The organism is Nitrosopumilus sp. Nsub, from assembly GCF_001541925.1.
GTDB lineage: Archaea > Thermoproteota > Nitrososphaeria > Nitrososphaerales > Nitrosopumilaceae > Nitrosopumilus.
Window position 1 is genome coordinate 13180 of record NZ_LQMW01000006.1, and the last position, 19681, is coordinate 32860.

The window sequence follows — 19681 nt, forward strand, 5'->3', positions numbered from 1 at the left end:
GTTAACGTAGTGTTATGTATGGGTATCCAGACGTTGTAGCTGTAGTTGCAATGATATCTAATGTGTCAGACTTTGACCATTTTTCACCATTTGGGCCAATTGTAGGCAATGTGGTATCTACATACTCTACATAGAGTGTATCGCCTTCTTGGGCATACAAGTTATCACCATTTGATTCTTCACTGTCTTGTATGTTAAAGTGATACGGTTTCTTGTGTTTCCAGTTAGAATCTTGTGTTGCATCAATTAAGATTCCAGACATATCACTATCAGACCAAACTCTAAAGTTCAAATCAATTTTATCTTTAGGCATATCACCTAAATCTTTCTCTTTGAGTTTGAATTCGACCATACTGTTAATTGGATATTCATCTTCCAAAAATTCGATTGTAGCAACATTCCAACTATACGTCATAGTTTTTGTTACAACTTTATTGTTTTCAGGATTATATTCCCAGTTAACAGTTACAGCACCATCTCGTCCAGTCTCAATTTTTGCATATTCATCAAAAGGAGAATTTTTACAACTGGTTCCACCGAGTTTTGTGTCTACAACACCATCATTATTCATGTCATGATCCATTCCACTAAGTTTTAAACGGCCATAAAACACACCAGAATTTACTGCAGTTTCAATTAACCCTTCAGAATTACTGTCATTACAATAAGACAATTCTTGATTGTTAGTACCATCACCGCGTGCATAAATTTTCAATGGCGACTCAGAAGTATGACCAATGCTATCACGTGCATTATCATCAATATTCCAGCCCGGGGCATAAATCATGACAGTTACCTTACCAAACCAGCCAACATCACCTTTAACTTCTTTTTTCAAACAAGTTTCTAGATCCTTAGCGCTTCCACAAAAGAAGATTTTTGGTTCAGCATTGTAATTTTTCATAGCATATGAAATTCCGTTTTTAGATGATTTCTCATTTCCTACAGGGAATGTAAAATCAACTTGTTGGGGTGATGAATTAACATCAGTTAACAAGAGATTTACGAGTCCTGGTTTTTCAAAAGAAATTGTTTTTGTCAAAGTTCCAGATGATGATGCAGTATCAACAACGGTTCCATCTTTAACAACATCCAAACTAAATGAGGCGTCATCAATATTTTTCTGGCTCATGCCTTCTCTAATCTCAAAATTGAATAAATAATCAATTCCAGGTTGAAGCGGTCCAGCAGGTTGCCAAGACATTCCAATATCATACTGCCCATCAGAAGTAATTTTTCTCAAATTACCATCATCAACTCCAGCATATGCAGATAGAGGAACAAAAGCAACCATTACTGTTGCAAATAAAATCAGTAACGAAGTTTTCCAAGTCATTGAAGATTTCTAAGTATGTGAGTATTTGAATAGAAAGAGCATTTCTTCTATGAAAAACATATAGATATTTTAAAAAAATAGAACAAATTCTTGAAATTATCAATTTATAGAGCACATAATGAAAGTAAAAATACAAATGCCAATTCCATGTAAATTACCAATTCTAAAAAATATCAGCTATCTTAGTGGAGCAATGTTTGCATTTACATTATTTCTTCCGATGATTTCTGAAACGCCATCAGAAGCAAATACAAATACATTAACAATGTTATCCATCACTGGAATGATCATTTCATTTGCAATAGGGATGAGAATTAGGAAAAAGTTAGCAAAAAGAAGTTTTTAAAAAATATTGATCGCAAATCTATTTACAATTAACGAGATCCATATATGGAACATTTAGAGACAACTGATATGAGTAATTCTTTTGATAGACCAAATTGGGACGAATATTTCATGTTACAAGCAGAATTAGCAAAATTACGTTCAAATTGCATTACAAGAAATGTAGGGGCAGTAATAGTAAGAGATCACAGACAATTAGCAACAGGATATAACGGAACTCCACCTGGAGTCAAGAATTGTTTTGAGGGAGGATGTACAAGATGCCAACTTAGAATGGAAGGCAAAATTGAATCAGGAGCATCATTAGATCGTTGTTTGTGTAACCACGCAGAAGCCAACGCCATAATGCATTGTGCAATTTTGGGAATCGAGGCAGGAGTAAAAGGAGCCATTTTGTATACTACATTTGTTCCATGCCTAGAATGTACCAAAATGGCAATAACAATCGGAATCAAAAAATTTGTTTGCTTAGACAAATATCCGGAAACTGATTATAATTTGTTAAATGAGGCAGGAGTTGAAGTTATCCATTTAGATAAAGAAAAAATTGGCAAGTGGGCAAAAAAATTAGCAAGTAAATATGAGTGATTAGATGCAAGTTAAAGTAGCACAAGTTGAAAAAATTGAAACGATGCTACCATCTATGTTGGTATCTGCAACATACGATGGTCCAAGTAAATCAGCAATTTTAAAATTTTACGAACCGACACAACAAAAATTATTTTTGTGGAAAGATGAAATTGGGCACAGACCATATTGTTATTCAAAATTATCACCAGACGAATTAGATTTTTTACAAGAAAGAGAAGATGTTTTAGAAATTAAAACAGTAAAAAAACATGATTTCATTCACGATAAAGAAATTGATGTTTCAAAAATTATTGTAGATAATCCACTTTCAATTGGAGGAAATTATGGTGAAAGCATCAGAAACCAAATTGAGACATGGGAATCAGATATCAAGTATTATGAAACATATCTATACGATAGAGAATTTATTGTTGGAAAATATTACAAAGTAAAAGACGGATTACTAAAACCGCACAACATGGAAATATCAGATGAGGTAAAACTTGCTCTGAAAAGTTTGTTGTGGGATAAAGTCGACAGTCAAAGCATGATAGATGCCGAAGAGTTTAAAAAATTTATTTCAGAATGGGCAGATTTGCTAAATCAGCCAATTCCAAAAATAAAAAGACTTAGTGTTGATATTGAAGTAGAGTTTGATCCTGGAAGGTTTCCAGATCCAAAACTTGCAGAAAAAAGAGTTACAGCAATAGGACTCAAAGGAAGTGACGGATTTGATCAAATATTTGTGCTCAAAACAGAAGGAACAAGCCAAGGAAACAATGAATTAGATGAAAACATCAAAGTAACATTTTACGATTTAGATAAAGAAAAAGAAATGATTGCAGATGCATTCAAGATAATTGAAGAATTTCCATTTGTAGTCACATACAACGGAGATGAATTTGATTTACCATATTTGTACAATAGAGCAGAAAGGTTAGGAATTCCAAATGAGAATAATCCATTATACATGATGAGAGATTCTGCAACTCTAAAACACGGAGTGCATATTGACTTGTATAGAACATTATCAAATCGCTCATTTCAAATCTATGCATTTAGTCAGTCATATACAGATTTTTCACTAAACAGCGTATCAAAAGCACTACTTGGAAAAGAAAAAATTGATTACGGTTTAGACTTTGATAAATTAACCCTGTATCAAACTGCAAACTATTGTTATAATGATGCACAGTTGACTTACGAACTTACAAGTTTCAATGGAGATTTGTTGATGAACTTACTTGTAATCATTGCAAGAATTGGAAGAATGCCAATTGACGATATTGCAAGAATGGGAGTATCACAATGGATTAGAAGTTTGTTGTATTATGAACATAGAAAAAGAAATGCACTGATTCCAAAAAAAGAAGAATTGCAAAGAAGAACAGAGGGAGTGATGTCAGATGCAGTAATTAAAGACAAAAAGTATCGAGGAGGATTAGTTGTTGAGCCAAAAGAAGGAATACATTTCAAAGTAGTAGTAATGGATTTTGCAAGTCTGTATCCAAGCATAATCAAAGTAAGAAATCTATCGTATGAAACAGTTAGATGTCCACATGAGGAATGTAAAAAAAATACCATCCCACAAACAAACCATTGGACATGCTCCAAAAACAACGGCCTTACATCAATAATTATTGGCTCATTAAGAGATTTGAGGGTAAATTATTACAAAAGTTTATCAAAAAAAGATACGCTTACCGATGAACAAAGACAGCAATATACAGTAGTCAGTCAAGCGCTAAAAGTTATTTTAAATGCAAGTTACGGAGTAATGGGAGCAGAAATATTTCCACTGTACTTCCTACCTGCAGCTGAAGCAACAACCGCAGTAGGCAGGTATACAATTTTAGAGACAATTAAAAAATGTGAAGGGACTGGAATCGAGGTTCTGTACGGAGATACGGATTCATTATTTATTAAAAATCCAACAGAAGAACAAATTCAAAAACTCATAGAACAAGCCAAAACTGATCACGGAGTAGATTTAGAAATTGATAAGACATACAGGTATTGTGTACTAAGTAACAGAAAGAAAAATTATTTGGGAGTAACAGATTCAGGAAAAGTTGATGTTAAAGGATTAACAGGTAAAAAATCACACACACCAGGATTCATTAAAAAATTATTCTTTGAATTGTTAGATGTATTATCAGAAGTAAAGACAATGGAAGATTTTGTAAAGGCTAAAAAAGATATTTCCAAAAAAATTGCAGACTGTGGTAAAAAAGTAGAAGCAAAAGAAATTCCTTTAGAAGATTTAACGTTTAATGTGATGTTAAGTAAAGCACCGTCAGAATATGTAAAAACCATACCACAACACATCAGAGCAGCAAAACAATTAGAATCAATTAGAGAATTAAAAAAAGGCGACAAAATTTCATTTATCAAAATACTAAACAAGCCAGGAGTCAAACCAGTAGAATTAGCAAAAAAAGAAGAAATAGATTCTAAAAAATATATGGAATTTTTAGAATCAACATTAGAGCAAATTACATCATCCATGGATCTAGATTTTGATACAATTTTAGGAAAACCAAAGCAAACAGGGTTAGACGAATTCTTTTGGAGTTAAAGTATCATGGAAGTTGATCCAATATTATTAACAGTGTTAGGGGTTGCTGCAGGAATTTTGATTTTAACTGGATGGGTTGATCAAATTTACAAAGGTTACAAATCAAAAAGTCTAAAAGATGTTTCAAGTTTTTTGATGATTTTTATTTCTGCGGGAGCAATTTTGTGGTTAATTTATGGAATTATTGTCATGGATGTGTTTATCATAGGCACAAATATTGCAGCAATTGTATTAATGTTAATTGTTTTGACAATGAAAAGAAAATATGATAAAAACATAGTTGTATAATTCAATGAAGAATTAAATACAATATAGAAAATTCAAAATAACGTGTTTATAATTAATTGTAAAAATTATGAAGAAATTTCAGGAGATAAAATAATCAAGTTTGTAAAAACTGCAGAAAAAATTTCAAAAAAAAATAAAATTAAAATTGCAATTTGCCCGCCACAACATCTCATAGGTGTTGTTGCAAATAGTTCAATACCAATTTTGGCCCAACATGTAGATGATTCCAAAATTGGAAGTACAACAGGTTTTGTAATTCCAGAACTACTAAAAAAATCCAAAGTTAAAGGCTCATTGATCAATCATAGCGAACATAGAATTTCCAGTAATGAGATAAAAAAACTGGTAATAAAATTAAAAGAATTAAAGATGATCTCAGTTGTTTGTGTGAAAGATGTTGCAGAAGCAAGAAAATATGCAAAATTAAATCCAGACTATATCGCAATAGAACCTCCAGAATTAATTGGTTCAGGAAAAGCTGTTTCAACTGAAAAACCAGAATTAATTTCAAAAGCAGTGATTGCAGTAAAAAGTGCACAAAATAATACCAAGTTATTATGCGGTGCAGGAATAGTCTCTGGACAAGATGTGGAAAAAGCATCAGAATTAGGATCTAAGGGGATCTTGGTTGCAAGTGGCATCATAAAAGCAAAGAATTGGGACAAAATTATTTCAGAATTTGCAAAGGCATTAGTTTAAAAAGCCAAAAAAATTAGAATTTTTTGCATGGCAAAGAACAAACCAGTTTATGCATTTGAAGAAGCAGATAGCAAAAAAAGAATGCTTCTAGGAGGCAAAGGTGCAGGATTAAGTGAAATGACACGCCTAAAATTGCCAGTTCCGCCAGGATTTACAATCACAACAGAAGTTTGTAACAAGTATTATGATAACAATAGAAAACTTCCAAAGGACGTAATGCCAGCAGTTATGAAAAATATTGCAAAAATGGAAAAAAAGACAGGTAAGAAATGGAATTCAACTAAAAATCCACTACTTGTTTCAGTACGTTCAGGGGCAGCAATTTCAATGCCAGGAATGATGGACACAATTTTGAATTTAGGATTAAATGAGAAAACAGTAGAAGGTTTTGCAGAACAAACCAAAAATCCAAGATTTTCATGGGATTCTTACAGAAGATTCATCCAATTATTTGGAAAAGTAGTATTTGGAGTTAATGATGAAAAGTTTGATCATGTTTTAGATGCTGCAAAAGAAAAACAAGGTGTTACAGATGACAGTAAATTAAATGTCGAATCATTAAAAGAAATCGTCACAGAATACAAAAAAATCTGTGAGGAACACACTAAAAGAAAATTCCCAGATACACCAGATGAACAACTAGTATTATCAATTGAAGCAGTTTTCAAAAGTTGGATGGGAGAAAGAGCAATAGTCTATCGTGAAAAAAACAACATTACAAAAGATATTGCAAACGGTACTGCAGTAAATGTCGTAACTATGGTATTTGGAAACATGGGAGACGATAGTGCTACAGGCGTAGTATTTACAAGAAATGGACATAACGGTAAAAAAGAGATAGAAGGAGAATACCTCATCAACGCACAAGGTGAAGACGTAGTAGCAGGAGTTAGAACTGGAAAAAGCATAGAATTACTAAAAAAAGACATGCCAAAATCACACAAGGAACTTTCCAAGGCATGTGCCAAATTAGAAAAACATTTCAGAGAACCTCAAGATATCGAATTTACAATTGAACAAGGAAAATTCTACCTATTACAAACAAGAACAGCAAAAATGAGTGCTGCAGCATTAGTAAAAACATCTGTAGACATGGTAAAAGAAAAATTGATTAACAAAGATAAAGCACTTACAAGAATTCCAGCTCAACAATTAGAAGCACTATTGCACAGAACAATGGATGAATCAAAAATCAAAGAGTACAAACAATTAGCTAAAGGAATTGCCGCATCACCAGGAGCAGCAAGTGGCATTGTAGTATTTGATGTTAAAAAAGCAATAGAATTAGGAGATGCAGGTAAAAAAGTAATCCTAGTTAGAAAAGAAACTAAACCAGAAGATGTTCCGGCATTCTTCTCTTCAGAAGGAATTTTGACCAGCTTAGGTGGAAAATCATCTCATGCAGCAATTGTTTCAAGAGGAATGGGAAAACCATGCATAGTAGGATGTCCAGAATTAAAAATAGATTATGATAATAATGTAGGTACTGCAAATGGAATGACAATCAAAGAAGGGGAAACAATTACCATTGACGGAAGTGAAGGTACTGTCTTTATTGGAGAAATCCCAACAGTCGAACCTAAAGTAACAAAAGACTTTGAACAGATACTCACTTGGGCACAAAAAACAAAAACATTAGGAATTAGAGCTAATGCAGACACACCAGACATGGCAAAACTAGCAAGAAAGTTTGGAGGTCAAGGTATCGGATTATGCAGAACAGAAAGAATGTTCAACGGTAGCGACAGAATCAATTTATTTGTAGAAATGATTATGGCTGAGAATATTGAAGAAAGAAATAAAATTTTAGAAAAATTAGGCAAGTTGCAAAAAAGTGACTTTATTGAAATTTTAAAAGCTATGGAAGGTTACGAAGTAACAATTAGATTATTGGATCCACCATTACACGAATTCTTACCAAATCCAGAAGAATTAGTTGAAAAAATACAAAAATTAGAAGCAGATGGAAAAACAGATGAAATTTCTGAAGCAAAAGTGGTTCTCAAAAGAGCAAGAGAGTTGGCAGAAGTCAATCCAATGATGGGCCATAGAGGGGTAAGGGTAGGTGTAACATATCCAGAAATATATGAAATGCAGATTAGATCAGTGTTTGATGCACTAGTAGAATTAACTAAGAAGAAAGTTAAAGCACATCCACAAATAATGATTCCACAAATCAGCAGTATTGCAGAATTAAATCACATCAAGTCAATTTATGACAGAATCAAAAAAGAGACTGAAACAAAACACAAGATGAAATTAAAAATTAATTTCGGAACAATGATAGAAGTGGTTAGAGCAGCACTAACTGCAAATGAATTAGCAGATACAGCAGAATTTTTCAGTTTTGGAACAAACGACTTAACTCAAGGAACATTTAGTTTTAGTAGAGAAGACGTAGAAGGTAAATTCTTACCAGAATACATGGAAAAAGAATTACTTGAAAGAAATCCATTCCAATCAATAGATGTTAACGGTGTAGGTAGTTTAATCAGAATTGGAATTAGTGCAGGTCGTTCAATTAGAAAGAATATGGAAGTAGGCATATGTGGAGAACATGGAGGAGATCCAAGTTCTATCAAATTCTGCCACGGTGAAGGACTAAGCTATGTCAGTGCCTCACCACATAGAATTCCAATTGCCATAGTTGCAGCAGCACAAGCAGCAATTGAACAGCCAAAAAAAGCTAAAAAGAAGAAGAAATAAGACAATTTAAAACCAAATAAAGTTCACCATAATTGAATTGCTTCCTAGAATTGAATCAATAAAACAAATAAGACAAAAAATTGGCATTACTCAAAAAAAACTTGCCAGCATGACAGGGGTAAGTACCTCTATGATTAATCAAATTGAATCAGGAAGAAGCCAACCAAGTTACGATACTGCAAAAAAAATATTTGAGAATCTTGCAAAATTGGAAGGAGAGTCATCATCACATACAGCAGGAGATTTTTGTAGTGAAAATATCATAAAATTAAAACCTTCAAACACATTACATGACGCAATTAAAAAAATGCATGAATTATCAATTAGTCAAATTCCAGTTTTTGATAATTCAAAAATAGTAGGAGTCGTATCAGAAGATGGAATTGTAAAACATTTAGCAGATTTAGGCGAAGCAGAATTAAAAAAAGCAAAACTTGCAGATACAATGGATTCAGTCCCACCAATTGTTGATTGGGATACACCAGCAAATGTACTAGTTCCATTAATCAGATATTCAAAATGTATTTTGATTTCAAAAAAATCTAAAATTGTAGGAATCATAACAGCTTCTGATACATTAAAGATGATGGAATAAAAAATAATTTAAAAAAATAACATAAAAAAATTAGTTGCGTCTAATTAGTTGCGTCTAATTAGTTGCGTCTAATTAGTTGCGTCTAATTTTAACAGCATTTAATAGAATTAAAAAACAATGTAATGCATGAACATATGGAACAAGTTTTGGAATTGGTATGAAAATAAAATTCTAGGAAGTATTGTCATAATTGCAATTATACAATTCATTCAAGTACCACACATGGTATGGAATGCAGACATTATGTTGGAAGCTGGAATGATTTCAAGAGTTCATCCAGTCATTGACTGGTTTCTTTACGGCGTAGATTTAATTGAAATAATTTCAATTGTAAACGTTGGAATGATCATGTTTAGTTTAATTAAAAAAAGACGAAATAAAAAAAAGCAAGTTAAAACGAGTTAATCCTTGCCAGTCCAAATAACTCTTTGAGGGAAAGGGATTTCTATTCCAGATTTATCAAGAGCACGTTTTAGAGTATTCAAAAGAATAGGCTGAGTATTACTCCAGTCATCACGTGGATGCCAAACATAGACATGAATATTCACACTAGACTCACCCAATTCCTCAATACGAAATTCAGGTTCAGGGATTTGAAGAACAAATGGCATAGTTTGTAAAATTTCATTTTTCATTACCAAAATAGCATGATCTATTTCAGATTGATATGAAATTCCAACAGTTGCATCAGCCCTTCTGACAGTGGATAATGTTAATGATCGAATATTGGATGTAAAGAATTTCTCATTTGGAATTCGTGTTACAGTTCCATCAAATCGCCTAACTTTACTGGAAAAGGTACCAATGTCCAACAGAGTTCCGGAAATACCCATATCAGGCAATTCAATTGTATCGCCATGTTTTGCAGGTTTTTCAACAATTAAGAATAATCCAGAAATTAAATTTGAAACTACAGACTGGGTAGCAAAACCAATAACTACAGCAAATATTCCCCCAGCAACCATAATTCCAGATAGATCAATTCCCTGACTAGACGTAAAACCTAAAAATGAAATTATTAGAATTCCAAAATAAATTAATTTACTAATATTTTGTGCAGTATCCTTAGGTAATGAAGGGGCATAATATTTGTGAAATAATAATTTTGCAATTTTAGCAATGATAACACCGCCAGCCATTATAACACCACCAATTAACAAAGACAGCAAAGTTAATTCTCCGACAATTTGCATTTCAGACAAACTCTGAAGAAATTCCAAAATCATTATTCTAACCCCATCTCCATATGCGTACTTGCTGTTTTATCTTCCCATGTGGGAGATGCAGACCAATCAGTTTCAAGAGAAATAGTTTGAACATCAGCAATATTTACAGCAGCACGTTTTTTCATGGTAATTTTTAGTCCATCAATTATTGCCTTAGAATTTTGGTAATAGAGACTGTTGTCAGTAATTGGAAAAACAACCTTACTAATTGATTGACCAAATGACATAGTGTTTTCAACAACAATTTGCATTACAGCTTCAACATAAGGGTCAGAATCATCATAATCAGTAGCCATAGAGACTTTAGCATATTTGCACAAAGTGCCAGTATCAGGAGAACCATACAAACCGAATCTAGAATTTAATGGGTCACAAGTTACCCAATCAAGAGAATCATAATTTGAATCATGAACTAAAAAAACACCTATCTCAATAGGACAATTAACAAAAATACTGGCTGCAGAATTCTCACTAAGATAGATTTCTTTATCAAATTGTAAGAAGAGATGAGTAGTTCTCCTGGCAGGATAATTGAGCGGTCTAATAGGGGCCAATTCAATTTTAACGTCAGAAGATTTTACAGGAATTATTTTTTCAACAATTTTTCCTTCAGAGTTTTCACGATAATAAGAAAAAGCATTTTCACTGATCCGGTTGAATTTGATCATAGTGTTTGGCAAAGTTAACTCTATTTGATCGTCTAAATTATAGACACCAAAATTTGAAAAAGAGATTTCAGAATTATCACTCATGATTTTCATTTTTTAATAGAATGCGAGGATAGAATTGGTAGATTAACAACTTTCATTGTCAATAACATTAGAAATCATAGACAAAAAATGTGTCAAATTAGCTTCTTGTTCGCTTTTTTATGGTAGCAATTTTCTTTGATGATCTAGATTCTTTTGTTTTTGAAGAAGATTTTGTAACTTTACCTTCTGTTTTCATACTTTTTCCACTTCTTCGGGCGGCACGAGATTGTTTAGATCTAGTTTTTTGTTCTTTTTTTGCTTTTTCCTTTTGATCATCAGTCAATTTGGCTCTAACCATACAAGATTTAGAATATTGTCATAGATAAGGATTCTTAAGAAATTTTTGAAAATGAATTAACAGGAACAATCAGATCTCCAAATTTTTCAGGATGAATGATTTTTGCCAAAATTTCCAAACCATCAATTGTTCGAATGCTAGGTTTACTAAAAAATGAATTTGCATCTACAGCATAGATTTGATTGTTTTTTACAGCTTTTAGAGAATTCCAGGCAGGATTTTTCTTTAAAATTGATTCATATTCAGATAAAGTTCTCACAGTATCAAATCCACAAGGCATCAAAATAACAACATCAGGATCAGAAGTTTCAATTTCATCCATACTCATACGTCTTGAATGTTCCCCAATTTTACTAATTAAATTAATTCCACCAGCAAGTTCAATCATTTCAGGTATCCAATGACCAGCAGTAAAAAATGGTTCAATCCATTCAATTGCTAAAACACGAGGAGGTTTTTCATAATCAAGATTTTTTAATTTTTTAATTCTTGTTTGTAATGAATTAACAATTTCTATTGCCTTTTCTTCTTTTTTTAAAATTTCCCCTAACTCAGTTACGGATTGAAGAATTTCTTTCAAATTATGTGGATCCATTGAATATAACTGAGGTTTTTGAGGAAGAATTTCTAATGCAGATTGAATGTGATTTGTATATGCGGCACAAACTTTGCACGTTTCTTGTGAAATTATCAAATCAGGATTGGCAGTAATCAGATTTTTTTTATTTAATTCAAAAATATTTTTTCCTTCATTTAATAATGTACAAGTAATTGTATTGATTTCATTACTAGTTAAATTATCTGAATTTATTACAGAAGAAATTACTTGAGGTTTTAATTTTGCATTTTCAGGATATTTACATTCATGTGTTACTCCAAATAATTTATCTGCCACATCAAATTCATAAAGTAATTCAGTAGCACTAGGCAAAAATGAAACAATTCGTTTAACAGCCATATTTTTTCTAAATCATTCAAAGTTTAAACATTTTTTTAAAAATTGTAAATTTTTGAAATTAGTCAAGTTAATAGGCACATTTTAGGCACAAATTAGCATGTCATCAAACTCTCAAGATATCAGACGATCAATTTTATCTAAATGGCACGAATCATTATCAAAATATGGAAATTTATTTTCATCAGATGAAATTAGCGGTACCAGTCCACCATCAGTTTTTGTAGGTTCGCATAATTATCCCAAAGTGTTTGTAGGTCCACTTGTTCCTCCAATTCACGGAAATACAGAATTACTAGACAATCCTGAAAAATGGAAAGGAAAATCATTAGAAGAAATTGTAAATTTTCGTTTAAATTTGGTAAGAGGAATTCAAAAAATACCTATTGAGCAAACAGAAGGAAGGTACATTGAAAATCTTCAAGAAGTAACAATGTCATCAAAACCAACAGATTTGGATTTAATATTTAACAAAAAAGTGTCATCAAACATTTCAATTAATGGTGAAAGTGCACCATTTGGTCCAATTGGAGAAATAAAATCTGCAAAATTTTCAGGAAGCACTTCATCCAAACCAATTGAGAAAATATTTTATGATAAAGACATCAATGCATCTGATGCAGTTTTAAAATTATATAATTCAGGGATTGAAATTTCCAAAATACAAAAATGTTTCAGCATAGGAATGCTAGGTAAAAAAAGAAAGTTAGTTCCAACAAAGTGGAGTATTACTGCAACAGACGATATAATTTCAAAATCAATAGTAGAAAATATTTTAGAAAATAACATAATTGATGTTTGCAAAATATTTTCTTATGAACATTTAGGAAATATTTTTTCAGTTATTTTATTCCCACGTAGATGGATGTTTGAAATGATAGAAGCATGGTATTCAAATGGAATAATAGGATTTGGTTCAGATTATGAAGATGCACGTGGAATCAAGCATCCACCACGTATTGCAGGTGCCTATTTTGCTGCAAAATTAGCTGTGTCAGAGTATCTTTTGAAAAATAAGATTCAAGCAGGAGTCTTAATTTTTAGAGAAATAAGACCAGAATATTCAATTCCAGTAGGAGTATGGCAAGTTAGAGAAGGGATTAGAGAGGCAATGAAGCAAAAGCCAAAAATCATTACAAGTTTTAATGAAGCATTAGAAATCGCATCAACAAAAACAAGTGTAAGTAAAAATGAATGGATAAAAAACGGCAAAACTTTAGATGCAATTAGACAAAAATCAATTTTAGATTATTTTTAAATGATTTACAGATAGAATTAACTTTGAATTAACAATTAAACGCCGGGAAAGGGATTCGAACCCCTGCACGCTTTCACGTAGCTGTTTTCGAGACAGCCGCCTTACCACTTGGCTACCCCGGCAATAAATCTAAAATAATCTTCATAATAAAACAAATGGGTAAAATCAATACTAATTATCTATATCAAAAAGTTCATTTTGAAATCGTTTTTTGATCTGTTCCTTTGTTTTATTCCATTCTTCATCAGATACAGTGTCAGAAAATATAGAATTGAAGTTAGAAAAAGAATCTTGACCAGATATGGAATTAATCATGAGCCGTTCCTGTTCAGATAATGGAAAATATGAAATAATTTTTTCGACAGATTGATCAGAATTAAATTTTATTTGAAAAATTTTGTCAGTTAGTTCCAAGGGCACATCTGAAACTTTCATACAAGAAACAATTAGTTGATCGATATTAAAGGATAAAGACAAAATACTGCAAATAGATGAAATTCAAGTATGGGATTAAATCTAAAGGATTTAGTTATTCGAGAGAAAACAACACTTGAAGCATTTTCAAATAAAATCATAGCAATTGATGCGTATAACGCAATTTACCAATTTTTAGCAAGCATTAGAGGTCCAGATGGATTACAATTAACAGATTCAGAAGGCAGAATAACAAGCCATCTGAGCGGATTACTATACAGAAATGTAAATTTTCTATCACTAGGGATTAAACCAGTCTATGTTTTTGATGGAAAACCACCATCTCTAAAAACAGCAGAAATTGAACGCAGAAAACAAATCAAAAAAGATGCAACCATCAAATATGAAAAAGCAATCTCTGAAGGAAATCTAGAGGATGCAAGAAAATTTGCACAGCAAACTACCAGCATGAAAGATGGAATGGTAAAAGAATCAAAAGAATTTTTAACATATTTTGGAATTCCATTTATTGAAGCACCATCAGAAGGAGAAGCTACAGCAGCACATCTAACTAATACAGGACAAGCTTATGCTTCAGCAAGTCAAGATTATGATTCAATTTTATGTGGTGCAAAAAGATTAGTGAGAAATTTTACAAGTAGTGGAAGAAGAAAAATTCCAAATAGAAATACCTACATAGACATTGTTCCAGAAATAATTGAAACTCAAAAAACACTTGAGTCAATACAAATGAGTAGAGAAGAATTGGTTGACATAGGAATTTTGATTGGAACAGATTTTAATCCAAATGGTTTTGAAAGAATTGGTCCAAAAACAGCACTCAAAATGATTAAACAGCATAAAAGACTTGAAGACATACCCCAAATTCAAGAGCAATTAAATGAGATCGAGTTTGAGCAAATAAGAAAAATTTTCCTAGCCCCTGAAGTTGCCAAAGTTGATGAAATTAAATTCAACGAAGTGAATTATGAAGGAATTGTAAATTATTTAGTTAAAGAAAGAAGTTTTTCAGAAGACAGAATCCAATCAACTTTAAACAGATTAAAAAAAGCCCTTGAAAAAAAGAGTCAGAATCTAGATCAGTGGTTTTAGTTCACAAATTCAACTTTAATACTTTAGAGTTTGACTATTAGTTGTGGTAAAACAATAATTTAAGATTGTAAAGAAATTCAATCCACAAAAAGATTATGCAATCATAATTGTCCAACCATAAACAGGATTGTACATTTTTCCACCATTATGCCAAGATGATTTAATGGAATAGTGATCTGGGAGTTTAGCTTTAGATCTGCCTACTGAATCTGATTAATCATATGGTCAAAAATTGATGGTTTCTACACAGCCAATAATGTTATACACGCATTAATATAACATTATACATATTTACATACAATAGAGGAGAACTGAATGAATGAAAGCACATTAAGGACAATCGATATCCTATCCAGAAGAATTGGTAAACCAGTTTCAATCAACAAACTTGTTGAAAAAATACATGAAAAATATGGAACTGCATACTACAGACAGATTTATGATGAAATTAAAAAATTAAAAGAAAATAACGAGATAGACATGATACGATCAGGCAAATCTACATTACCATTTCTAAATTTTAATAATCCATTATTAATTGACAAACTTTCACAAATAGAATTAGAACGTAAAATACGATTTTTACATGACAGAAAAGAGTTAGAGTTAATAATTTTTGAATTGATGGAAAAATTAAGAAAGTATGAATTAATTTCTAGTATGGGCATTGTTAATCCAGAAAGAAATGCAAAACTAAATCGTATAGAATTAATTATAATGTTACGTAATTTTGAATCAGATAACGACTGGAAACCAACATTTACAATAAGAAAACGGATTGATGCAATATCTGCACTACATAATATTAGAATTGATCCATTACTCATACAAGAAAACAATTTTATCGAATTATTAAAAGACGATAATGCAAATATTGTAAAAAACATACTCTCAAATAAAATTATAATTTCAAATCCTCAGAATTTTTGGATGATAATAAAATCAATGTCAGATAACAAGATTCAATTCTCTACAGACAATGAAATAAATCCTGCAAAAATTACCGAAGATGAATTAATGTATAATTTAGCCAAATTTGGATATAAAGAATTTGGACATGTCATTACAAAAGAATCATCAATAAGAATAGAATACATAATTACAGCAATTCTTCTCAGAAAAGAAGTTAGAATGTTAGAAGCAATTCCCATTATTTTAATTAAGACAGAGACTAAAGTTAACTATAACTTGCTATTGTTTTTATCACAAAAATATGATACTGCTTCAAAATTATTAGGAGTTCTAAATGCAATAAGGGAATACAAGCACATACACGGAGTCAAAATTGCAATAAGGAATCTTAAAGCATTGAAAACAGAAGAAATCAAAGCCAATTTTGATGATCTAGAGCGAAAAATGAGGCTGTACCATGTCATTAGATAAAAGCCAACTAGTAGAATTTTTAGAAGTCTTAGGCGAGGAATTATTTCGAGAAATCACACTTGTGGCAGTAGGAGGAACCGCACTTACATTACTAGATTTAAAATCATCAACTATGGATGTAGATTTCACAATACCCCATGAAGATTATGAAGAATTTACTAAAGCAGAAAAAGCCACACCACATGGTTTTGAGATAGATAAATGGAAAGGAGGAATGGTTTTCAGTACAATGTTGCCAGAAGACTATCTAACAAATAGCATTCCATTAAAACTAAATTTAGAAAATATCAAACTATATGCACTTCATCCTCTAGATATAGTAATTACAAAAATAGGACGATTAAATGATAGAGACATACAAGATATAGAAACTTGTATAAAAAAACACAACATAACTAAAGAACAAATCAAACAAAGAGCATCGCAAATTGGACTTGCTGGATCCGAAAAAGCATATGATGTAAATCTACAAATTGTTTTGAATACAGATTTTAACTAGAATATATTTTTTTAAGAAAAAATCCTACACTATAAAGATTAGAACTTTGAACCACTTGCTGCCTCAAGTGGTGCAGTAATTAGAAAAAAATAAACTCAAAGAAAAAATCAAGAACAAGATAAAAAATTTGGAATTTTACTTTTCAATAATATTTTTTTCAATAACTCATAGTAATGCCAGACATAGAGCATCACAAACTATCTGACAAACCAAAAAAAGATTCAAAGGTTGGAAAAATTCCAAAGAACAAGATAACTACATATTCTAAACTAAAAGGAGATTCAGGATAATTATTTTTGTGGGTTTTCTGAAACTTTACGCCTAACTCATAGGTTTTATGAGTAATGGATAATTCTCTTAATCAACATCTATTAGATCGAAGCAAAATTACCAATTCCTAAAATTTTTAATTTATTCATGATAAAAAAGAAAATTAGAAACACCCACTTTCTTTAAGGACTTCAAAAGAGTCAACATAACCACTCATTCTTTCATCATTTTTGTGGCACGAATAATATATTACAATTGTTCTATCCCCCATCTGTTTGAAGGTAAGAGCAGTATTATCTTCAGATGAGAAGATACATGGTTCTGTAAGATAATTCTACCCAATATTTTGTCTCCACATTTTCACCAAATGTTTCTCGGAACAGTTTAGCTTCTGGAGTGTTCTCTATTGTTTCCCTAAACTCTTTTTCAGTACCAATGAAATCCAAAGTTGAAAGTATAGTATAGTCAGGAGCTGTAAAAAGTATAGAGCCAGTACCAAGTATAGGAGGAATTGCAACAATTGCCATGACAGCAATTATGCTAATTGTGATTATTTTTTTATTTTTTTTCATGTAATCAAAAAAAGAAATATGAGTAAAAAGATTATGCAATCATAATTGTCCAACCATAAACAGGATTGTACATTTTTCCACCATTATGCCAAGATGATTTAATGGAATAGTGATCTGGGAGTTTAGCTTTAGATCTGCTTATGGAATTTGATTAATCATGTTGTGAAAATTGATGGTTTCTACACAGCCACTTTGAACATCAATAAGAGGATGGATTTACGTCTGATCTTCAAAAACTATATTTAGACAATATGAGTTGCCATGGTATGGGAGTACATATTATTGATTCCAATTGATCCCAAAGTAATTGAAAAACTCTCTAATTTTGGTTTGGATGAGACAGAAGCTACTGTATATACAGGATTGCTTCATGTTGGTTCTGTAACTATTGGTACTTTATCTACAAAACTTGGAATTGATAGAGGAAAGACATACAGAATTGTTTCAAATTTAAAAAATAAAGGAGTTGTTAAAACTACATTTACAAATCCCACTTTATGTGATGCAATTCCTGCAAAAGAGGCGTTTGCGACGTTAATTGAAAAGAAGGAAAATGAGATAATCACAATGAAAAAAATATCCAAAGAAATTATTGAAGAGTTGGAAAAAATATCAAATCTTACTGTTGTTGATAACAGCACTTTGGATGTAGTTCAAGGTAGGGCAAATATTTACAATAGAATATCTGCTTTACTCAAAGATGCAAAAGAGACAGTGTATCTAATTGCACCAATTGACGATATTTTGAGAATGTACCATACATCTATTCCTGAAAAAATCACAGAATTCCAAAAAAGGGGCGGTGAAATCAGATTATTGACACAGACAAAAAGTGAGGATCTATATCCACACATAAAACGATTAAACATATCTCAAACTAGAATCGGTAAACTACCTTCAAAAAGTAGATTGATTTTAGAAAAAGGTACCAAAGTTATCATGTCAGGTTCAATTCAAGAAACGATGGATCTTAATGATGAAACGGATTCAGTCATTCAAACAAATTCTGAAGAGATGGTAAATATGCTATTTACTTTATGTCAGCATGTATGGTCTAAAGCCAAACCATTTGATGAAGTTGTTTTAGAGGTATGATTTGTGTTACCCTTTGACGGAAATGAATTACGAATAATCACAGTTATTGTAATTCTTGCAGTTGCATCATACTATGATGTTAAGAGCAGAGAGGTTCATGATATTTTATGGGTGATTGGAGGAGTTACAGGAGTTGTACTTTTAATATTTGAAGAAAATATTTTGTCCTTTGTAGTAGATATTGGCATTGCAATGATTGCAGCCCCTATTGCATTAGTATTATGGCGAACGGGTTTATTTGGAGGAGCAGACGCATTTGCAATAATTATTATCTCGTTTATTACTCCGGGATTGACTTTAAGTGGGAGCGATATTTTACCTACCACTATTTTGACCAATTCGGCACTACTTTTTGTATTACCGTTTATGATAAATTTTACACGAAATGGAATAAGGCTGCTAAGACACGATGTTATGTTTGAAGATTTCGATGAGAATATTCAAAGAAAAATTGTGGCAATGTTTATAGGCTTCAAGGCAAAAAATGCAAAATTTGCATTTTCTATTGAAACGGGGCAGAAACAAAAAAAATTTTCATTTTCTTTGCATAATGCAGACACTGCAAAATTTAATGAAAAAAATGACATTTGGGTAACTTTTGCCACTCCTTACATGTTGTTTATCTTATCTGGTTTTTTAATACAGATATTTTATGGTGATATCTTGTTTTCACACATATAGTTTTCAAAAAAAACAAACAACTCATTATATCATAAAATACATAATTCT

At 31.6% G+C, this 19681-nt stretch carries 21 protein-coding genes and 1 tRNA gene; 14 read left to right on the forward strand and 8 right to left on the reverse strand.

Annotated elements, in window-relative coordinates:
* Nucleotide 1: 1 nt before the first annotated feature.
* On the reverse strand, nt 2–1336 hold the full coding sequence (locus AW732_RS00595) for a hypothetical protein (protein ID WP_067956985.1): 1335 nt from the start codon (nt 1334–1336) through the stop codon (nt 2–4).
* A 118-nt stretch (nt 1337–1454) separates the two neighbouring features.
* Between AW732_RS00595 and AW732_RS00600 the strand changes: the two genes are divergently transcribed.
* The 8 genes from AW732_RS00600 to AW732_RS00635 all read left to right on the forward strand — a co-directional run bounded on the left by AW732_RS00600 (nt 1455) and on the right by AW732_RS00635 (nt 9522).
* Nucleotides 1455–1682 (forward strand): hypothetical protein, encoded by a 228-nt coding sequence (locus tag AW732_RS00600; protein ID WP_067956988.1) that lies wholly within the window; start codon nt 1455–1457, stop codon nt 1680–1682.
* Nucleotides 1683–1750: 68 nt separating this feature from the next.
* On the forward strand, nt 1751–2269 hold the full coding sequence (locus AW732_RS00605; protein WP_156416041.1) for a dCMP deaminase family protein: 519 nt from the start codon (nt 1751–1753) through the stop codon (nt 2267–2269).
* Between the two features lie 4 nt (nt 2270–2273).
* Nucleotides 2274–4829 (forward strand): DNA-directed DNA polymerase I, encoded by a 2556-nt coding sequence (locus AW732_RS00610; protein WP_067956995.1) that lies wholly within the window; start codon nt 2274–2276, stop codon nt 4827–4829.
* Nucleotides 4830–4835: 6 nt separating this feature from the next.
* Nucleotides 4836–5117, forward strand: a complete 282-nt coding sequence (locus AW732_RS00615) for a SemiSWEET family transporter (protein ID WP_067956997.1) — start codon at nt 4836–4838, stop codon at nt 5115–5117.
* 42 nt (nt 5118–5159) lie between these two features.
* Nucleotides 5160–5816 (forward strand): triose-phosphate isomerase, encoded by a 657-nt coding sequence (gene tpiA, locus AW732_RS00620; RefSeq protein WP_067957000.1) that lies wholly within the window; start codon nt 5160–5162, stop codon nt 5814–5816.
* A 27-nt stretch (nt 5817–5843) separates the two neighbouring features.
* A complete protein-coding gene (ppdK, locus tag AW732_RS00625; protein WP_067957003.1) occupies nt 5844–8522 on the forward strand; it encodes a pyruvate, phosphate dikinase in 2679 nt (892 codons plus the stop codon).
* 37 nt (nt 8523–8559) lie between these two features.
* The gene (locus AW732_RS00630; RefSeq protein WP_067957006.1) at nt 8560–9117 is read left to right on the forward strand and encodes a helix-turn-helix domain-containing protein; all 558 of its coding nucleotides are present in this window, start codon (nt 8560–8562) and stop codon (nt 9115–9117) included.
* 126 nt (nt 9118–9243) lie between these two features.
* Nucleotides 9244–9522, forward strand: a complete 279-nt coding sequence (locus tag AW732_RS00635) for a hypothetical protein (RefSeq protein WP_067957010.1) — start codon at nt 9244–9246, stop codon at nt 9520–9522.
* Here AW732_RS00635 and AW732_RS00640 read toward each other — a convergent pair.
* From AW732_RS00640 to AW732_RS00655, 4 genes are all read right to left on the reverse strand, one after another.
* Nucleotides 9519–10310: a mechanosensitive ion channel family protein gene (locus tag AW732_RS00640; protein WP_253805517.1), complete on the reverse strand. Its 792-nt coding sequence runs from the start codon at nt 10308–10310 to the stop codon at nt 9519–9521. The two genes, AW732_RS00635 and AW732_RS00640, sit on opposite strands and share 4 nt — an antisense overlap.
* A gap of 32 nt (nt 10311–10342) precedes the next feature.
* Nucleotides 10343–11095, reverse strand: a complete 753-nt coding sequence (locus AW732_RS00645) for a DUF432 domain-containing protein (RefSeq protein ID WP_067957016.1) — start codon at nt 11093–11095, stop codon at nt 10343–10345.
* A 97-nt stretch (nt 11096–11192) separates the two neighbouring features.
* Nucleotides 11193–11393, reverse strand: coding sequence for a hypothetical protein (locus AW732_RS00650; protein WP_067957019.1), 201 nt, complete (start codon nt 11391–11393; stop codon nt 11193–11195).
* A 34-nt stretch (nt 11394–11427) separates the two neighbouring features.
* The gene (locus AW732_RS00655) at nt 11428–12351 is read right to left on the reverse strand and encodes a cobalamin-binding protein (RefSeq protein ID WP_067957022.1); all 924 of its coding nucleotides are present in this window, start codon (nt 12349–12351) and stop codon (nt 11428–11430) included.
* A gap of 97 nt (nt 12352–12448) precedes the next feature.
* On the opposite strand from AW732_RS00655, the gene AW732_RS00660 reads away from it, so the two are divergent.
* Entirely contained in the window at nt 12449–13606 is a 1158-nt protein-coding gene (locus AW732_RS00660) for an Nre family DNA repair protein (protein WP_067957025.1), read from the forward strand.
* A 40-nt stretch (nt 13607–13646) separates the two neighbouring features.
* Here AW732_RS00660 and AW732_RS00665 read toward each other — a convergent pair.
* Nucleotides 13647–13728 (reverse strand) — tRNA-Ser (locus tag AW732_RS00665).
* Nucleotides 13729–13777: 49 nt separating this feature from the next.
* Nucleotides 13778–14041 carry a hypothetical protein gene (locus AW732_RS00670; protein WP_067957028.1) on the reverse strand — a complete coding sequence of 88 codons (264 nt, stop codon included), beginning with the start codon at nt 14039–14041 and terminating at the stop codon, nt 13778–13780.
* Between the two features lie 69 nt (nt 14042–14110).
* On the opposite strand from AW732_RS00670, the gene fen reads away from it, so the two are divergent.
* The 3 genes from fen (at nt 14111) to AW732_RS00685 (ending at nt 17015) form a co-directional block, all read left to right on the forward strand.
* On the forward strand, nt 14111–15133 hold the full coding sequence (gene fen, locus AW732_RS00675; RefSeq protein WP_067957031.1) for a flap endonuclease-1: 1023 nt from the start codon (nt 14111–14113) through the stop codon (nt 15131–15133).
* Nucleotides 15134–15448: 315 nt separating this feature from the next.
* A complete protein-coding gene (locus tag AW732_RS00680) occupies nt 15449–16516 on the forward strand; it encodes a hypothetical protein (RefSeq protein WP_067957035.1) in 1068 nt (355 codons plus the stop codon).
* Nucleotides 16503–17015 (forward strand): DUF6036 family nucleotidyltransferase, encoded by a 513-nt coding sequence (locus AW732_RS00685; protein WP_067957038.1) that lies wholly within the window; start codon nt 16503–16505, stop codon nt 17013–17015. The genes AW732_RS00680 and AW732_RS00685 overlap by 14 nt, the downstream gene beginning before the upstream one ends.
* 569 nt (nt 17016–17584) lie before the next feature.
* Here the strand turns inward: AW732_RS00685 and AW732_RS00690 are convergent.
* Nucleotides 17585–17857 (reverse strand): hypothetical protein, encoded by a 273-nt coding sequence (locus AW732_RS00690; RefSeq protein ID WP_156416039.1) that lies wholly within the window; start codon nt 17855–17857, stop codon nt 17585–17587.
* A gap of 282 nt (nt 17858–18139) precedes the next feature.
* On the opposite strand from AW732_RS00690, the gene AW732_RS00695 reads away from it, so the two are divergent.
* A complete protein-coding gene (locus AW732_RS00695; RefSeq protein WP_172790357.1) occupies nt 18140–18952 on the forward strand; it encodes a TrmB family transcriptional regulator in 813 nt (270 codons plus the stop codon).
* Between the two features lie 3 nt (nt 18953–18955).
* Nucleotides 18956–19633 (forward strand): A24 family peptidase C-terminal domain-containing protein, encoded by a 678-nt coding sequence (locus tag AW732_RS00700; protein ID WP_067957046.1) that lies wholly within the window; start codon nt 18956–18958, stop codon nt 19631–19633.
* Nucleotides 19634–19681: the final 48 nt, after the last annotated feature.